At 43.0% G+C, this 18,327-nt stretch carries 17 protein-coding genes; 10 read left to right on the top strand and 7 right to left on the bottom strand.

What is annotated here, in order from left to right:
• Positions 1-88 precede the first annotated feature (88 nt).
• Positions 89-661: an acetate uptake transporter gene (satP, locus tag Xvie_RS00415; RefSeq protein WP_086107436.1), complete on the bottom strand. Its 573-nt coding sequence runs from the start codon at positions 659-661 to the stop codon at positions 89-91.
• A 348-nt stretch (positions 662-1,009) separates the two neighbouring features.
• On the opposite strand from satP, the gene dnaK reads away from it, so the two are divergent.
• Together dnaK and dnaJ are read left to right on the top strand one after the other, a co-directional pair.
• A complete protein-coding gene (gene dnaK, locus Xvie_RS00410) occupies positions 1,010-2,926 on the top strand; it encodes a molecular chaperone DnaK (protein WP_086107435.1) in 1,917 nt (638 codons plus the stop codon).
• Positions 2,927-3,029: 103 nt separating this feature from the next.
• Positions 3,030-4,166: a molecular chaperone DnaJ gene (gene dnaJ / locus Xvie_RS00405; RefSeq protein WP_086107434.1), complete on the top strand. Its 1,137-nt coding sequence runs from the start codon at positions 3,030-3,032 to the stop codon at positions 4,164-4,166.
• Positions 4,167-4,290: 124 nt separating this feature from the next.
• On the opposite strand, the gene Xvie_RS00400 is transcribed toward dnaJ, so the two are convergent.
• Positions 4,291-4,434, bottom strand: a complete 144-nt coding sequence (locus tag Xvie_RS00400; protein WP_422645922.1) for an EamA family transporter — start codon at positions 4,432-4,434, stop codon at positions 4,291-4,293.
• A gap of 163 nt (positions 4,435-4,597) precedes the next feature.
• Between Xvie_RS00400 and nhaA the strand changes: the two genes are divergently transcribed.
• Both nhaA and nhaR read left to right on the top strand, forming a co-directional pair.
• Entirely contained in the window at positions 4,598-5,779 is a 1,182-nt protein-coding gene (gene nhaA, locus Xvie_RS00395) for a Na+/H+ antiporter NhaA (RefSeq protein WP_086107433.1), read from the top strand.
• 215 nt (positions 5,780-5,994) lie between these two features.
• Positions 5,995-6,948, top strand: a complete 954-nt coding sequence (nhaR, locus tag Xvie_RS00390) for a transcriptional activator NhaR (protein WP_086107432.1) — start codon at positions 5,995-5,997, stop codon at positions 6,946-6,948.
• 76 nt (positions 6,949-7,024) lie between these two features.
• Here nhaR and rpsT read toward each other — a convergent pair whose 3' ends face one another.
• Positions 7,025-7,285, bottom strand: a complete 261-nt coding sequence (rpsT, locus tag Xvie_RS00385) for a 30S ribosomal protein S20 (RefSeq protein ID WP_038269713.1) — start codon at positions 7,283-7,285, stop codon at positions 7,025-7,027.
• A gap of 348 nt (positions 7,286-7,633) precedes the next feature.
• On the opposite strand from rpsT, the gene ribF reads away from it, so the two are divergent.
• The 5 genes from ribF (at position 7,634) to ispH (ending at position 13,646) form a co-directional block, all read left to right on the top strand.
• Complete coding sequence (gene ribF, locus Xvie_RS00380) at positions 7,634-8,578, top strand: bifunctional riboflavin kinase/FAD synthetase (RefSeq protein WP_086107431.1); 945 nt, start codon at positions 7,634-7,636, stop codon at positions 8,576-8,578.
• A 158-nt stretch (positions 8,579-8,736) separates the two neighbouring features.
• On the top strand, positions 8,737-11,550 hold the full coding sequence (ileS, locus tag Xvie_RS00375; RefSeq protein WP_086107430.1) for an isoleucine--tRNA ligase: 2,814 nt from the start codon (positions 8,737-8,739) through the stop codon (positions 11,548-11,550).
• Positions 11,550-12,062, top strand: coding sequence for a signal peptidase II (gene lspA / locus Xvie_RS00370; protein WP_086107429.1), 513 nt, complete (start codon positions 11,550-11,552; stop codon positions 12,060-12,062). Before ileS ends, lspA begins: the two co-directional genes overlap by 1 nt.
• 179 nt (positions 12,063-12,241) lie before the next feature.
• Positions 12,242-12,712: an FKBP-type peptidyl-prolyl cis-trans isomerase gene (gene fkpB, locus Xvie_RS00365; protein ID WP_086107428.1), complete on the top strand. Its 471-nt coding sequence runs from the start codon at positions 12,242-12,244 to the stop codon at positions 12,710-12,712.
• Entirely contained in the window at positions 12,693-13,646 is a 954-nt protein-coding gene (gene ispH / locus Xvie_RS00360) for a 4-hydroxy-3-methylbut-2-enyl diphosphate reductase (protein WP_086107427.1), read from the top strand. The genes fkpB and ispH overlap by 20 nt, the downstream gene beginning before the upstream one ends.
• A 180-nt stretch (positions 13,647-13,826) precedes the next feature.
• Here ispH and Xvie_RS00355 read toward each other — a convergent pair whose 3' ends face one another.
• The 4 genes from Xvie_RS00355 to Xvie_RS00340 form a co-directional block, all read right to left on the bottom strand.
• A complete protein-coding gene (locus tag Xvie_RS00355; protein ID WP_208612486.1) occupies positions 13,827-14,984 on the bottom strand; it encodes a hypothetical protein in 1,158 nt (385 codons plus the stop codon).
• Between the two features lie 13 nt (positions 14,985-14,997).
• A complete protein-coding gene (locus tag Xvie_RS00350) occupies positions 14,998-15,309 on the bottom strand; it encodes an AzlD domain-containing protein (protein ID WP_086107426.1) in 312 nt (103 codons plus the stop codon).
• Positions 15,306-15,998 carry an AzlC family ABC transporter permease gene (locus Xvie_RS00345; RefSeq protein WP_086107723.1) on the bottom strand — a complete coding sequence of 231 codons (693 nt, stop codon included), beginning with the start codon at positions 15,996-15,998 and terminating at the stop codon, positions 15,306-15,308. The genes Xvie_RS00350 and Xvie_RS00345 overlap by 4 nt, the downstream gene beginning before the upstream one ends.
• Positions 15,999-16,186: 188 nt before the next feature.
• A complete protein-coding gene (locus Xvie_RS00340; protein WP_086107425.1) occupies positions 16,187-17,032 on the bottom strand; it encodes a helix-turn-helix transcriptional regulator in 846 nt (281 codons plus the stop codon).
• Between the two features lie 436 nt (positions 17,033-17,468).
• Here Xvie_RS00340 and dapB point away from each other — a divergent pair, with 436 nt between their 5' ends.
• The gene (dapB, locus tag Xvie_RS00335) at positions 17,469-18,290 is read left to right on the top strand and encodes a 4-hydroxy-tetrahydrodipicolinate reductase (RefSeq protein ID WP_086107424.1); all 822 of its coding nucleotides are present in this window, start codon (positions 17,469-17,471) and stop codon (positions 18,288-18,290) included.
• Positions 18,291-18,327 lie beyond the last annotated feature (37 nt).

Genomic DNA, 18,327 nt, shown 5'->3' with positions numbered 1-18,327 from the left:
ATTGATGAGGAATTAAATAAGCATAATTAATGCCCACATAATAAAGTACAGGATGAGTATAAATCACACTCATCCTGTCTAAAAATGGTTAAGCCTGTTTCACTTCACCAATTGGCAGAACAGTACGACCATATTGTTCATTCAGTACCTCAGCCATTGCCAGATAGAAGGCACTTGCACCACAGACAATGCCTTCAAAACCCGCAAAGGTTAAAATGCTGGCATTACCTGTGATATTGCCAATTGCCAGCAATGCAAACAGCAGCGTCAGGCTGCCAAATACAAATTGCAGGACACGGTTGGCTTTCAACGTACCAAAGAACATGAACAGAGTGAAAATTCCCCACAGGGCGAGATAAACACCAAGGAACTCATGACTGGTTTCTTCGGCCAAATCCATCATTGGCAGGAACAATAAGGCAATCAAGCTCAACCAAAACATACCGTAAGAGGTAAATGCAGTTGCAGCAAAAGTATTCCCTTTTTTGTACTCAAAGATACCGGCCAGCACCTGAGCCAAACCACCATAAAAAATTCCCATGCTTAAAATAACTGATGCCAATGGGAAAAAACCTGCGTTGTGCAAATTCAACAAAATGGTTGTCATGCCAAAACCCATTAAACCCAATGGGCCTGGGTTCGCCAACTTATTAGAGTGCATACTTCCCCTAGAAAATACAGATAATACAAAATATTAAAAAGTTATCATGGCACTTTCCCGCACCAAGAAACCATAAAAGGCGGCGAATCATAATGTGATGGCATCAACTACACAATGGCCTTGGAATAATTTTTTTATTAAATCTCAATTTTTTTTCAATCAACCCCTTGATGATGAGATGAATGACCCCATCTAAGTCTCAACTACAGTTACTACGGAATATTTCAGCATTAGCTGAAAAATAAAATGAGGAATTTCTGGCAAACAGAGCCATTGAAAAGAAAACATTCGTCCTCATATAGCTTAGTAACTTGACCGAATATATGAATTCTTTGTGGAGGCGTTTAGATGGGTAAAATTATTGGTATCGACTTGGGAACTACCAACTCTTGTGTAGCAATTATGGACGGCACAACTGCTCGTGTGCTTGAAAACAGCGAAGGCGACCGTACCACACCTTCCATCATCGCATATACTCAGGATGGTGAAACTCTGGTTGGTCAACCAGCTAAACGTCAGGCTGTTACTAACCCGCAAAATACTCTGTTCGCCATCAAACGTTTGATCGGCCGTCGTTTTCAGGACGAAGAAGTACAGCGTGACGAATCCATCATGCCATACAAAATCATGGCGGCGGATAATGGCGATGCATGGCTGGAAGTGAAAGGCCAGAAAATGGCACCACCTCAGATCTCTGCTGAAGTTCTGAAAAAAATGAAGAAAACAGCAGAAGACTATCTGGGTGAACCAATAACCGAAGCGGTTATCACCGTTCCTGCATACTTCAACGATGCACAGCGTCAGGCAACTAAAGACGCCGGTCGTATCGCAGGTCTGGAAGTTAAGCGTATCATCAACGAACCAACCGCTGCTGCTCTAGCTTACGGTCTGGACAAAGAAGTGGGCAACCGTACCATCGCGGTTTATGACCTGGGTGGCGGTACTTTCGATATCTCTATCATCGAAATCGATGAAGTTGATGGCGAAAAAACTTATGAAGTTCTGGCAACCAACGGTGATACTCACTTGGGTGGTGAAGACTTCGACAGCCGCATGATCAACTATCTGGTTGATGAGTTCAAAAAAGAGCAAGGCATCGACCTGCGCAATGATCCACTGGCAATGCAGCGTCTGAAAGAAGCGGCAGAAAAAGCGAAAATCGAACTTTCTTCTGCACAACAGACTGACGTGAACCTGCCATACATCACTGCAGATGCAACCGGTCCTAAGCACATGAACATTAAAGTGACTCGTGCAAAACTGGAATCTCTGGTTGAAGATCTGGTTAAACGTTCTATCGAGCCGCTGAAAGTCGCACTGAATGACGCCGGTCTGTCTGTATCTGACATTCAGGACGTTATTCTGGTTGGTGGTCAGACTCGTATGCCAATGGTGCAGAAAGCAGTTGCAGACTTCTTCGGCAAAGAACCACGTAAAGACGTGAACCCAGACGAAGCAGTTGCAATGGGTGCAGCAGTTCAGGGCGGTGTACTGGCAGGTGACGTAAAAGATGTTCTGCTGCTGGACGTAACTCCACTGTCTTTGGGTATCGAAACCATGGGCGGCGTGATGACTTCCCTGATTACTAAGAACACCACCATTCCAACCAAGCATAGCCAAGTGTTCTCTACAGCGGAAGACAACCAATCTGCGGTAACTATCCATGTACTGCAAGGTGAGCGTAAGCGTTCCAGCGATAACAAATCTCTGGGCCAGTTCAACTTGGATGGTATTCAGCCAGCAATGCGTGGAACTCCACAGATCGAAGTGACTTTCGACATCGATGCTGACGGTATCCTGCATGTTTCTGCAAAAGACAAAAACTCTGGCCGTGAGCAGAACATCACCATCAAGGCATCTTCTGGTCTGAACGAAGAAGAAATCCAGCAGATGGTACGCGATGCTGAAGCAAATGCAGAAGCTGACCGTAAGTTTGAAGAACTGGTTCAGATCCGTAACCAAGCTGACCAACTGATTCACGGCACTCGCAAGCAAGTTGAAGAAGCCGGTGACAAACTGAATGCAGACGATAAAGCGGCAATCGAGAAAGCAACTTCTGAGCTGGAAACTGCTGCGAAGAGCGAAGACAAAGCTGAAATCGAAGCGAAAATCCAAGCTCTGGTTGAAGCATCCAAGAAACTGCTGGAAATCGCACAGCAGCAAGCTCAAGCGGGTGCGGGTGCTGACGCTGCTGGCGCAAGCAACGCTAAGAAAGAAGACGACGTTGTAGACGCAGAATTCGAAGAAGTTAAGGACAAAAAATAATAGCCCTTAGCGGGCAAAGTAACAGGGCGCCTGTTACTTATTAACTGCACGGGCGTTGAGGTAACTCTACGCCCGTGCGTGCGTGTTAAGGGTAAACAATACAATGGCAAAAAAAGATTATTACGAAGTTTTGGGTGTCTCCAAAACCGCAGATGAAAAAGAGATTAAAAAAGCCTATAAACGGCTGGCAATGAAATATCATCCTGATCGTAATCAGGGCGATAAAGATGCAGAAAGTAAATTCAAAGAAATTAAAGAAGCGTACGAGATCCTGACGGATTCTCAAAAACGTGCCGCTTATGACCAATATGGTCACGCTGCCTTTGAACATGGTGGCATGGGTGGTGGCGCAGGTGGTTTCGGTGGCGGAGCTGACTTTAGCGATATCTTTGGTGACGTTTTCGGAGATATTTTCGGTGGTGGCCGTCGTCAACAGCGCCCTAGCCGTGGCTCAGACCTGCGTTACAGCATGGAATTAACCCTGGAAGAAGCTGTCCGTGGTGTGACCAAAGAGATCCGTATTCCAACACTGGAATCTTGTGATAGCTGTCATGGCAGCGGAGCCAAATCGGGCACCAGTCCAGAAACTTGCCCGACTTGTCACGGCGCAGGCCAGGTACAGATGCGCCAAGGGTTCTTTGCCGTTCAGCAGCCTTGTCCTCAATGTCATGGGCGCGGAAAAATCATCAAAGAGCCTTGTGGCAAATGCCACGGACATGGTCGTGTTGAAAAATACAAAACTCTGTCTGTCAAAATTCCGGCTGGCGTCGATACCGGTGATCGCATTCGCTTAAGTGGTGAAGGTGAAGCAGGTGAACACGGTGCACCAGCGGGTGATTTATATGTTCAGGTTCAAGTCAAGACTCACCATATCTTCGAACGCGATGGCAGCAACCTTTACTGTGAAGTTCCAATCAACTTCGCAACTGCGGCATTGGGTGGCGAAATTGAAGTTCCGACCCTTGATGGTCGCGTCAGCCTGAAAATTCCTGCGGAAACCCAAACAGGCAAACTATTCCGCATGAAAGGTAAGGGTGTTAAATCCGTCCGTGGCGGCGTTCAAGGCGACTTAATGTGCCGTGTCGTGGTAGAAACACCGGTTAAACTGAATGAAGAGCAAAAAGAGCTGATGCGTAAACTGGGTGAATCTTTTGGCGGAAAAAGCGGTGAAACCAATAGCCCTCGCTCCAAAAGCTTCCTCGATGGCGTGAAGAAATTTTTTGATGATTTGACAAAGTAATTTAATGTCTTTGTAAGATTATTGATAATAGTTCCTCCTGATTATCTTTCTAATTTATTGATAATCAGGTGGGATTTATGATTTGTTGCATTACCTTCCATTTTTATTCTTTCAAGTAACACAATCATTCCCCAAATTTCGCCCCAATTACTCCAACCACAATCACCATACAAGCCAATAATCTCATTTTACTAAACGGTTCCCGCAAAATAAAAACCGACAACAGCATCGCAAACAGCACGCTGGTTTCACGCAATGCCGCAACCATTACATTTAATTTTGATTACAGTGTACCCATTCCCAGAAAATATTACTTTCATTGTATTATAATTCGTATATAACGATTAATTTCGCATGAATAATCTGTTTTTTCCGATATCACAACTATCATAACATGATTACTTCAATCAATTTCATAGGCTCATTTATCCATGACTGCAATCATTCGCCAATTCTTGAAGCTAGAAGCAGCAGGAGGAATCCTTCTCATCTTTGCGGCCATTATTGCGCTGGTTATGGCAAATACGCCATTGCAGGGTATTTATCATCAATTTCTTAACCTTCCTGTTGCCATACAATTCGCAGCATTGGAAATTAACAAGCCATTATTACTATGGGTAAATGATGGATTAATGGCAGTGTTTTTCCTGATTGTCGGACTGGAAGTAAAACGAGAACTCATGGAAGGCTCGCTTGCTGGCCGTGACAAGGCAATTTTTCCAGCCATTGCAGCACTTGGGGGAATGTTGGCTCCTGCTTTGATCTACCTGCTGTTTAATGGCAGTGATGAGATCACACGACAAGGTTGGGCAATTCCCGCAGCAACAGATATTGCTTTTGCACTTGGGATCATGGCCTTGCTGGGAAAATGCGTTCCCACCGCATTGAAAGTATTTTTGCTTGCGCTGGCGATCATTGATGATCTAGGTGTAATTATCATTATCGCTTTGTTCTATACCAAAACAGTCTCTCTGGGAGCATTAGGTCTGGCTGCTGCGATGATTGGACTGTTAGTCTGGATGAATTGGAAAGGGATAACGAAAACGTCTGCTTATCTGGTTGTCGGTATTATTTTATGGGTGTGTATCTTGAAATCGGGCATTCATGCCACGTTGGCTGGCGTTATCGTTGGGTTCTTGATTCCGCTTCGCGACAAAAAAGGTGATTCACCCTCTGAAACACTGGAACATGAGCTGCATCCATGGGTAGCTTATTTAATTCTGCCACTGTTTGCCTTTGCCAATGCTGGCATTTCATTGCAGGGCGTCACACTAAATGGCTTAACAAATATGCTGCCAGTGGGCGTTGCACTTGGCCTGTTTATTGGCAAACCACTGGGTATTTTCCTGTTTAGCTGGATCTCAGTAAAACTGGGAATAGCTAAATTGCCGGAAAAAATTGGCATGAGACAAATCTTCGCTGTTTCGGTACTGTGTGGGATCGGTTTTACCATGTCTATCTTTATTTCAGGTCTGGCATTTGAAGGTCTAAATGACGACTTCAGCACCTACTCTCGCTTAGGAATATTGATTGGTTCTACAACTGCGGCTGTTGCTGGTTATGGATTACTAAAGATATTCTTACCGAAGAAAAATACCAAAGAAAAAACGTAGCCAAAAACAAATGAATAGACTAATTTAGGCACAAAATTAGAAAGAATTTCCGAAGTAATTCACCCTTTTTATATTCACGGCAAAACATTTATCATTGCTATGCTGCGAATCTTTTATATCAATAAAAAATTAGGAGAACGCCATAATCTGGCGACCTGAAATGTATAGACTCACGGCTGTTGTACAGATGTGAGGCTATACACAAGGATAAATATATGCGGGTTTCACATTTAAATTTTAACCACCTCTATTATTTTTGGCATGTTTGCAGGGAAGGCTCTGTTGTGGGTGCAGCAGACGCTCTGTACCTGACACCGCAAACCATTACAGGGCAGATAAAAGCGCTGGAAGAGCGTCTGGATGGGAAATTATTCAAGCGTCAAGGAAGAGGCTTAGTGCCCTCAGAACTGGGGCAATTGATTTTCCGCTATGCGGATAAAATGTTTACGCTCAGTCAAGAAATGCTGGATATCGTTACCTACAGCCGAGAATCAAATCTGTTGTTTGATGTAGGAGTCGCTGATGCGTTATCCAAGCGTTTGGTCAGCAAAGTACTGGAAACTACCGTTGTGGAGCATGAAAAAATCCACTTGCGTTGTTTTGAATCAACACATGAGATGCTGCTTGAGCAACTTAGCCAGCACAAACTGGATATGATCCTCTCGGATTGTCCAGTGGATTCTTCTCAACAGGAAGGATTATTCTCTGTGAAATTGGGAGAGTGCAATATTAGTTTTTATTGCCGCCAGCCGATCCCGCAAAAGTCCTTTCCAGAATGTTTGGAAGAGCGCCGCTTATTAATTCCGGGTCGCCGCTCCATGCTGGGCAGAAAGCTCCTGACATGGATACGTAATAAAAACCTTCAAGTTGAAGTGCTGGGCGAATTTGATGATGCCGCTTTGATGAAAGCATTTGGCATGTATCATAACGCCATTTTCATTGCACCCTCTTTCTATGCCAATGATATTTTCGCAGATAGCGATATTGTTGAGATAGGTCGATTGGATGCTGTACAGGAAGAATATTATGTCATCTTTGCAGAACGCATGATTCAACATCCGGCAGTCCAGCGAGTGTGTAACAAAGACTTTTCTGCTTTATTCAGTTCTCCACCCAAAAGTCGCCCTGAGAAATTATTTCAAGGTTATGACATAAAACGATCATCTTAAAATCAGCATATTAAAACTGATAGGTACAAAAAAACCGGCTTTAAGCCGGTTTTTTTAGCATCATCAAAACGAATGACTACATTGCTTTGATTTGCGCTGCCAGAGCAGATTTATGACGTGCTGCTTTATTTTTGTGGATCAGACCTTTACAGGCGTGACGATCAACAATTGGTTGCATATCATTGAATGCTTTCTGTGCAGCTTCTTTATCGCCAGTAGCGATAGCCGCGTATACTTTCTTGATAAAAGTACGCACCATAGAACGACGGCTTGCGTTGTGCTGACGGCGTTTCTCAGACTGTACGGCGCGTTTCTTAGCTGATTTGATATTAGCCAAGGTCCAACTCCCAAATATATTCTATCGAGGACAATTCAAAGGCCGAGGAATATGCCTGTTCAGCCTTCTTTTGTCAATGGATTTGTGCAAATAAACGTCGTTGTACGACGACGCTGCTTACGTTGTGATGGGGCAGGATTTTATCAGCTTACTGAAAGGGAATACAGTCCTTCGCAATAAAAAACTGAATGAATCACAGAGAAATGCAATAAATTAAATATTTTTCGGGCGTCTGGCCTATTTTTATTGTATGAATCAGGTTATTAATTAAAACCCTTTGTGATCGTGGGTTAACCTTGAGCTTTGTACAAGGTATAATCCGTCAATTTCCACGGTATTGAGCCAGCTATGGAGCTAATTCGCGGTATACACAATATCCGGGCGCGTCACCATGGTTGCGTGCTGACGATTGGTAATTTTGATGGTGTCCATCGCGGGCATCAGGCTTTATTAAAACACTTGAAGCAAGAAGGGCAGCGTTTCGGATTACCGACAATAGTCATGATTTTCGAACCGCAGCCGCTGGAAGTTTTTGTGGCAGATAAAGCGCCAGCTCGTCTGACAAGGCTGAGAGATAAAATAAAGTATCTAGCCCAAAATGGCGTTGATTATTTGTTATGTGTGAAATTTGACAAACATTTTGCAGCCAACTCACCTGAAGCTTTTGTTTCACAGTTGCTCGTTAAAAAACTGGGTGTTAAGTTTCTGGCAATAGGGGATGATTTCCGTTTTGGCAAAAATCGCCTCGGAGATTTTCACTATTTGCAACAAGCAGGTAAACAATACAATTTTGATGTCGCCAGCACAGACAGTTTTTGTGACAGCGGTCTTAGGATCAGCAGTACAGCCATTCGTCAGGCACTGCAAAATGATGACCTGGCCTTGGCCGAAATATTACTGGGGCATCCTTACAGCATAAGTGGCAGAGTCGTTCACGGTAAACAATTAGGGCGCACTATCGGCTTTCCCACTGCTAACTTACCGTTGAAACGTTTAGTTACGGCTGTTAAGGGCGTTTATGCTGTTGAAGTCCATGGATTGGGCAATAATCCCCTACCGGGCGTTGCAAATATAGGCAATCGCCCCACAGTTGCTGGCCAGGGTCAGCAACTTGAAGTGCATTTGATTGATACCCAAATGGATCTGTATGGGCGTCATATCGATGTGGTATTACGCAAAAAATTGCGTAACGAGCAGCGATTTGCTTCACTTGATGCGCTTAAACAGCAAATCGCAAATGATGTGATTGCTGCGAGAGACTATCTCTTGCAGCAATCCGAGTCATATATCTAATATCCAATAGATTTCAAGTTGCAGCGCGACGGCAAGTGAACGAATCTCCAGGAGCATAGCCTGCTATGTGACTGGTGACTGGAGTAAAAAACGCAGCCAACAAAACAGCAGCTTGGAAGACGAAGGGTATAGCGGAAAATTGGAACTGAGAATCTATAATGAGTGACTACAAAGACACCCTGAATTTACCGGAAACAGGGTTCCCTATGCGCGGGGATTTAGCCAAGCGCGAACCAGATATGTTGAAACGTTGGTACAAAGAAGGTTTGTATCAGGCAATTAGAAAAGCAAAATCTGGCAAGAAAACGTTTATTTTGCATGATGGACCTCCATATGCAAATGGCGATATTCATATTGGTCACTCAGTTAATAAAATTCTCAAAGATATTGTTATTAAGTCCAAAGGGCTATCAGGCTTCGATTCGCCTTATATTCCAGGTTGGGACTGCCACGGTTTGCCCATTGAGCTCAAGGTTGAGCAAATTATCGGCAAACCGGGAGAAAAATTTTCCGCTGCTGAATTCCGTGCCGAGTGCCGCAAATATGCCATGACTCAGGTCGAAACACAGAAAGCGGGCTTCAAGCGTCTGGGCGTACTGGGCGATTGGGATAAACCTTACCTGACCATGGACTTCAAAACTGAAGCAGACATCATTCGGGCACTGGGTCGCATTATCAAAAATGGGCATTTGCTGAAAGGCGTAAAACCCGTTCACTGGTGTACTGACTGTGGTTCCTCTCTCGCAGAAGCGGAAGTCGAATACTACGACAAAACCTCCCCTTCCATTGATGTGCGCTTCACTGCCGTTGATGCTGACGCCGTGTACGCCAAATTTGACGTACAGCACCTCAGCCTGCCGGTTTCTCTGGTTATCTGGACAACCACCCCGTGGACATTACCGGCTAACCGAGCTATTTCGCTGAATGCTGAAATTACGTATCAGTTGGTTAAAGTTGAAGACGAATGCCTGATTCTAGCGGCAGAATTGGTTGAATCCGTCATGCAGCGAGCGGGTATCACTTCATGGGAAGTCGTGAGCGATTGTACTGGCGCAGATTTGGAATTAATGCGTTTCAATCATCCATTCATGGGTTATGACGTTCCTGCCATTCTGGGTGAGCACGTTACCCTCGAAGCAGGCACCGGTGCGGTACATACTGCGGGTGGCCATGGCCCGGATGACTATTCTATCAGCCTGAAATATGGCCTTGAAATCGCGAACCCAGTCGGCCCGAACGGTTGCTACATTTCTGGCACTTATCCTTCACTGGATGGGCAATTCGTCTTCAAAGCTAACGATATCATCGTTGAGTTACTGAAAGAGAAAGGCGCCCTGCTGAATCTGGCTAAAATCCAACACAGTTACCCTTGCTGCTGGCGCCACAAAAAACCAATCATATTCCGTGCAACACCTCAATGGTTCATCAGCATGGACAAAAATGGTTTGCGTGAACAATCTCTGAAAGAGATCAAAGATGTTCAGTGGATCCCGGGCTGGGGACAGGCACGTATCGAATCCATGGTAGAAAACCGTCCGGATTGGTGTATCTCCCGCCAGCGTACATGGGGTGTGCCAATGTCTCTGTTTATTCATAAAGAGACACAAGAACCACATCCACGCACCGTTGAATTGATTGAAGAAGTCGCCAAACGCGTTGAAGTCGATGGTATTCAGGCTTGGTGGGACTTGGACGCAGCAGAACTGTTGGGTGATGAGGCCGCTGATTACACCAAAGCGCCGGATACGCTGGACGTCTGGTTTGATTCAGGAAGCACCCACTCTTCCGTTGTGGATGCACGACCAGAATTCCACGGCAATTCAGCCGATATCTATCTGGAAGGTTCTGATCAGCACCGTGGCTGGTTCATGTCCTCACTGATGCTGTCCACTGCGATCAAAGGCAAAGCCCCTTACCGCCAGGTTCTGACTCATGGCTTCACCGTTGATGAGCAAGGACGTAAGATGTCCAAATCCATCGGCAATACCGTCAGCCCGCAGGATGTGATGAATAAACTGGGCGCAGATATCCTGCGTTTATGGGTAGCATCCACCGATTACAGCGGTGAAATCGCTGTTTCCGACGAGATCCTGAAGCGTTCTGCTGATGCTTATCGCCGTATCCGCAACACCGCACGCTTCCTGCTGGCAAACCTGAATGGCTTCAACCCAGAAGAGCACATGGTAAAAGCAGACGATATGGTCGTTCTGGATCGCTGGGCAGTAGGCCGCGCTCAGGCCGCACAGGCAGATATCCTCAAATACTATGACGAGTATGATTTCCACTCTGTAGTTCAACGCCTGATGCAATTCTGTTCCGTAGAAATGGGTTCGTTCTATCTGGACATCATCAAAGATCGCCAGTACACCGCGAAAAATGACAGCCTTGCTCGCCGTAGCTGCCAAACAGCATTGTTCCATATCGCAGAAGCGCTGGTTCGTTGGATGACACCGATTCTGTCGTTTACTGCTGATGAAATTTGGAATGAACTACCGGGCAAACGTGCCCAATATGTCTTTACCGAAGAGTGGTATGACGGGCTGTTTGGTCTGGCAGGTGACGAAGATATGAACGATACTTTCTGGGCTGATCTGCTGGCAGTACGTGGCGAAGTGAACAAAGTTCTGGAACAGGCTCGTGCTGACAAACATATCCGTAGTTCTCTGGAAGCGGCTGTCACACTCTATGCAGATGAAGCTCTGGCAGAAAAACTCAACAAACTGTCAGATGAACTGCGTTTTGTTCTGCTGACCTCTCAGGCGGAAGTTGCTGCTTACGCAACTGCCGGCGAGAATGCTCAGCAAAGCGAACTTACAGGCCTGAAAGTTGCCTTCCGCAAAGCAGACGGAGAGAAATGTCCACGTTGCTGGCACTATGCTAAAAATGTGGGCCTGGTGGCGGAACATGCAGAACTTTGCGGCCGCTGTGTGACTAACGTTGCCGGTAACGGTGAAGAGCGTAAATTTGCCTGATGAATAAACCCATTTGTTCCACCGGACTTCGCTGGCTTTGGCTGGTTGTTGTGGTATTAATACTGGATTTGGGAAGTAAACACTTAGTGTTGCAGCATTTCACGCTGTATGAATCCATTCCAATGATACCTTATTTCAACCTGACGTATGCCCAGAATTTAGGGGCAGCCTTCAGTTTTCTGGCCGATAAAGGCGGCTGGCAGCGCTGGTTCTTTGCATTGGTGGCAATTGTCATTACGGTTGTCTTGCTGGTGATGATGTATCGTTCCAATGCCAAGCAGAAACTGAGTAATATTGCCTACGCCTTAGTGATTGGTGGGGCATTGGGGAATTTGTTTGATAGGCTGGTACATGGCTTTGTTGTCGATTTCATCGATTTTTACGTCGGGGAATGGCACTGGCCTACCTTTAATATTGCAGATTCTGCAATTTGCATCGGAGCCGCTCTCATTATTATAGAGAGCTTTATCAACTCTGATGATAAAGACAAGAAAGCAGCCTCGAAAGCATAATTCATGGAAAGAAATAGTCATTGAAAGAATGATAATAAACCAGCCCCAGCATTATTCACTGGGGCTGATAACTTCATCTATACCCAATAAATTTCAAGCTGTAGCGCAGGCAATAAAACAGAAAATTGAAAGATGAAAGGTATACTTGCAATCATTTTTAAGTAAAAGGTTTGAGCAACATGTCAAAGCAGGTGCAAGCGCACAGTGCAGTTTTATTACATTTCACATTAAAACTGGATGATGGCTCTACAGCAGACTCGACTTACGGTCAGGGCAAGCCCGCTTTATTCCGCCTTGGTGATGGAAGCCTCTCTGCTCCACTGGAACAACAACTTCTTGGTTTGAACGTCGGTGATAAACACCAGTTTACTCTGGCTGGAGAAACCATTTTTGGCAAACATAACCCTGATTTAGTCCAATACTTCGCCCCTCGTGATTTTTCTGACGCCGGAGTGCCAGAAGTAGGAACCATCATGTTATTTACAGCCATGAACGGCAGTGAAATGCCGGGGCTTGTCAAAGAAGTGGCTGAAGGTTCCATTACTGTTGATTTTAACCATCCACTGGCTGACCAAAACATCACTTTTGAGATTGAAGTGTTGGAAATTGACCCTCAGTTGGAGGAAACCCATGCAAATATTGCTGGCTAACCCCCGTGGTTTTTGTGCTGGTGTTGATCGCGCTATCAGCATCGTAGAACGAGCGCTGGAGTTGTACGGCGCTCCTATTTATGTCCGTCATGAAGTGGTACATAACCGCTATGTGGTTGACGATCTCAGAAATCGTGGGGCTATTTTCATTGAAGAAATTTCAGACGTGCCTGATGGCGCTATTCTGATCTTCTCTGCACATGGTGTTTCCCAAGCCATACGTGCAGAAGCCCGCTCCCGTGATTTAACCATGCTGTTTGACGCCACCTGCCCATTAGTCACCAAAGTACATATGGAAGTAGCGAGGGCGAGTCGCAAAGGTAAAGAAGCGATTTTGATCGGGCATGCCGGCCATCCAGAAGTGGAAGGCACAATGGGGCAGTACAATAACCCTAACGGCGGCATGTATCTGGTAGAGTCACCAGAAGATGTGTGGAAACTGCAAGTCAAGGATGAAAATAACCTCTGTTTTATGACACAGACAACACTTTCTGTTGATGACACTTCAGAAGTGATTGATGCACTTAATGAAAGATTCCCCAATATTATCGGCCCACGTAAAGATGATATCTGTTATGCCACAACTAACCGCCAAGAAGCGGTTCGTGATCTGGCTTCAGGAGCTGATATCGTTTTAGTTGTTGGTTCCAAAAACTCATCAAATTCAAATCGTCTGGCTGAACTTGCGCAACGCGTAGGGAAACCTGCTTATTTGATTGATTCCGCTGAAGATATCAAAGAAGAATGGATTACTGGTGTAAGCGCAGTGGGCGTGACGGCAGGTGCATCTGCACCTGATATCTTGGTACAGCAGGTTATTGAACGCCTGAAAACTTTCGGCGCAGAAACAGTTAACGAACTGCATGGCCGAGAAGAAAACATTGTTTTTGAAGTACCAAAAGAATTACGGGTTGAAGTAAAAGAGATTAATTGAAATTATTTTATCTAATTACTTCACAACTTAAATAGGTCTACCATAATCACTTGATATATTATATGGTAGACCTAATAATCTGATCACTAAATAATATCCTTACTCCTAAAATAAAGATAAAATTTAATCCCATCATGTTTATAATAATTTTTAACGACATTATCTATGCTTAGCCATTTTCTAATTAAGTCTATATTTTAAGTCACCAATTTCTACTGGTTCACCATGGCTTATCATTGTTAATACATAATCTAAGCAGTTGTGAAATCCCCAAAATTCAGTGTAATCATATTGACCTTCTTTAGCCAATTTTTTAGCATTAGCTTCCCTCAAGGCTGCATAATTATACCACTCTTTTATGCTACTTACCCGATGATGCCAGTCGTGGCACACGAGTGAACCTTGTACTATCAGCATCCTAACAGGTAGATGATAGAATAGATGTACGATAGCCCAAACTATCCATTGAGGCCAATATTTTAAGGCAAAGCTATTTGGACAAGGTGAGCCACAAAAGCGCCCAACAGAATTATTGATATGACTATCACGAATGGTCTCTTTTTCTTTACGTAATAACCAGACATGCTCAGTCATTAAATGTAGCAATGATGCAATTTGGTAAACTATTATATAAGGGACGATAATAAATAGGATAAAATAGACTATCCCTATATGCCAAGCCAGATAACTTAATATTAATAGTTGGATAATCGTCATAACAAATCGATACTTTGGAACGCCTATTAAGTTTGATTTAATTCTACCGAAAAAATATGATATATGAAAATATGGGCTTAACAATGTTAAAAATAAATTAATATAGAGTTGTTTTTTAGATTTTCCAGGTACAAATCCTAATTTATAAATTGCAGCAAGATCTTTGTCTTCCATCGTTGAGAAATCCTTTCCATGGTGCTCATAGATATGAAATCTGCGATATGAATCATAAGGTTGAGTAATTAATATCGTAGAGAAAATCTCACAGAGTATTTTATTACTAGTTTGATTTGAGAGTAAATTACCATGAACGCCTTGATGGATAATGGTAGCAACGATATATCTGGCACCTGAAGCAGAAAATAACACACCTATGGAATAGGTAATAATAGCCGATAACAGTGACATTTGACTAGTAAGTGCTAAGTAAATAAATGATGTTCCAACAACAACCCAGCTAATCGACCAAAAAATCATTTCAATTGAATTTGATTTCCATAATGGCTTCCTATTAATTATATCCTTTCCCGTTAGCCAAGTCCATATACCTTGAAAAGGTAAAATTCTGTATGTATCTCTAATTTCTGTAGATTCCTTATAAGCATCATTTCCTGTTTTCATAATTACCTCTTACCTATAAGATAGCGGATAAAATATAAAACATTATTAGACTTACAATAACACAAACAACAATATTTCTAATGAAAAAAGCAAAAATAGTCGTTGTTAATGCTCCCCATAAATATGGATTATTAGGTAATGATCTTAGTTCTCCTTGTTCCATTAATATAATAGGCCCACATATTGCAATAAGTAAGCACGGTGCGGAATATTTCAGTGATTCATTTAATATCTTTGGTAATTTCACCGGCATTTTTGGTTCCAAAAAAACATATCGATTAAAGAATACAATACAGGCTAAGAAAAAAATCAATACCCAACTCATGTTGACTCCTTGGCCAATCTGGCTACAAAAACCGAAAAAAACATTCCACTGACGCCAGCAATAATGACGGCCCCCTCAACATGTAAATAAGATAACAACATAGAAAAAAACAATGAAAAAATAACGCCACAAAGTACACTAATCTTTTTAATCATTGGCACAACAATAGTAATGAAAGTGGCGACAATAGAAAAATCCAGATGATATTTTTCAAGGTCAGGAATCGAAGATGCCATAAAGATCCCCAGCAAACTAAATAAATTCCAACATAAATAAAAGCACAAGCCAGCACCAATCAAATAACCGGGGGTTAAAGATTGTTTGTTTTTCTGCGCACAACTGAGTGCAAATAACTCATCTGTCAGTAAGAAACCAATTGGTAGGCGATAACGAGTTTTTAACACTGCCACATATTCACGTAAAGTTAATCCATATAGAAAATGCTGAGCTGTGATAAAAAAAACCGAAATAATAATGGTGAATATACTGGCACCTGATGCTAACAATCCCAGAGTCACTAATTGTGCAGCCCCGGCAAATAGTATTGCTGACATACCAATACTTTGGCCCAGAGTTAAACCTGATTGTACAGCGACAGAACCAGCCAATATTCCCCAAGGAATAACTGATAAACAAAGTGGCAGCATATTATACATACCAGACCAAAACCCTTTCCAGGGAGAAGCCATCGGCTGAATATTAGTCTTCGAATCAGAGAATGATTTTTCCATAACGCAATCTACATCAACACAGTGAAAGACAATCATTAGAAATTAGCTTACGAATAGCTCATGCAGGAGTATTGAATAAAATTGCGGTAGAATAATTTGTTAATTTACTGATAAAAGTATTTGGTACGCATATATTTCAAAGGAATCTAACCAGCTTTTTGCAGAGAGCGTACAAACATACCGGGAGTAATACCCAAGGCATTTTTAAAATGGCGATTGAAGTGACTTTGATCAGAGAAACCACAGCGGATGGCAACATTCAATATAGAGTTCCCTTCGATCAATAACCTTCGTGCCATGCGTAAACGAGCTGAAATCAGGTAAATATGCGGGGTAACACCTATGGATTTCTTGAATTGCCGCAAAAAATGCCACGGACTCAGTTGTACCATTTCAGCTAACTGATTGAGAGAAATATTATTATCTGCATAAGTGTCAATATATTCTTTCGCCAGAAAGATCTGCTTTTCAGCAGCGGGCAATTCCTGTGCGGTAATATGTGTTTGCCCATATTTCATTATCAACCAAGCCAATGAAGAAAGCAGCATAGTTTCTTTAAATAAAGTATTTTCATTCTGAATCAAGAGATGAAATGTCATACGCAATTGTTCAGATAAACCCGAATCATGTACAACCGCTGTAGGAAACCAAGGAACTGAACCTCCTCCATATTTGAAATCCCGTGATAATGAACACAATAAATCAGGAGATGGATATATAGCTTGATACGACCAACCTGTCTTTACTGCTGAAGAGCCTGTATGAATTTCATCAGCGTTGACCAGAATAATATCTCCTTTAGAGGCAATGTGTTCTATTCCTGTACGGTAGAAGCGCTGCGCCCCTTCTTCTATTACACCGATGCAAAAAGCTTCATGCACATGACGAGAAAATACTTGCTTATGATATCTCGCCTTAAGCATCTCCAATCCATCGAATTCTTTCAGATGAAAAAACTGAGTACTCTCTTTTACATTTTCCTTCTTAGCCATAAATAACCACCTAATTACAAAGAGAAATAAATTTCATTGATGATTTCGTGGAGCTTGATAGAACAGTTTCCTATTTTTGTATAAAATTGCTACTCCAGTTTGAGTAGAAGTATTATATTATTTATTTTCTAACTCTATAATTTAACGATACATATAATAATATCTTCCATTAAATCTTAATGACTCATCTTATGTCCTTCACTTTTTACGTCGCTGCTTTGTTATCTATGCAACAGTGAGAGCGGGTAATCAACAAAGTAACTTTATACATTTTCGCAGTTTAGTTTTTTTTATAACTTCCCGCCTGATCCCTGTTTTTCTTATTGGCAGGCTATAAATCTGGCGCAGCCAGTTCTTGGCAGTTAAGCTGTAAAACAATTTCTTTTAAAAATTTCCTTTGTCACCTCAATTAAAAATGATTTACAGAGAGGGCCTTATGGCTGATACAGATATTCGCGTTGCTATTGTGGGCGCTGGCGGGCGTATGGGACGTAATCTTATTCAAGCTGTCCAGCTGCTGGATGGTGTCACCCTTGGTGCCGCATTGGAACGTTCCGGCTCTTCATTGGTGGGAACCGATGCTGGAGAGCTGGCAGGAATTGGTAACAATGGAGTGATTATCAATGATGATCTGCATCAGGTTATTGAACACTTTGATGTACTGGTCGATTTTACTCGTCCAGAAGGCACATTGGCTTACCTCTCCATTTGTCGGCAACATCACAAATCAATGGTCATCGGCACAACAGGTTTTGATGAAGCCGGCAAACAAGCCATTGTAGAAGCCTCCCGTGAGATCCCCATTGTTTTTGCAGCGAATTTTAGTGTCGGCGTCAATCTGGTACTAAAATTGCTGGAAAAAGCCGCCACCATTATGGGGGAATATACAGATATCGAAATTGTTGAAGCACACCATCGCCATAAAGTGGATGCTCCATCAGGAACAGCACTGGCAATGGGTGAATCCATCGCTAATGCATTAGGTCGTGATCTCAAAACCAGTGCAGTGTATACCCGTGAAGGCCATACCGGAGAACGAGATCCTAAAAGCATTGGATTTGCCACCATACGAGCGGGAGATATCGTTGGAGAGCATACCGCTATTTTTGCGGATATCGGTGAGCGTGTAGAGATAAGCCACAAGGCTTCAAGCCGAATGACCTTTGCTAATGGCGCAATTAAGGCCGCATTATGGTTAACAGGAAAAAATAACGGCCTTTATAACATGAAAGATGTGTTAAATCTTGAAAAAATTTAACAACAAAAAATCGTAACAATATGTAATTACGCATTTA

The organism is Xenorhabdus vietnamensis, from assembly GCF_002127535.1.
Lineage (GTDB): Bacteria > Pseudomonadota > Gammaproteobacteria > Enterobacterales > Enterobacteriaceae > Xenorhabdus > Xenorhabdus vietnamensis.
The sequence above is the reverse complement of the archived record's forward strand: the minus strand, read 5'-3'. Positions and strand labels throughout refer to the sequence as shown.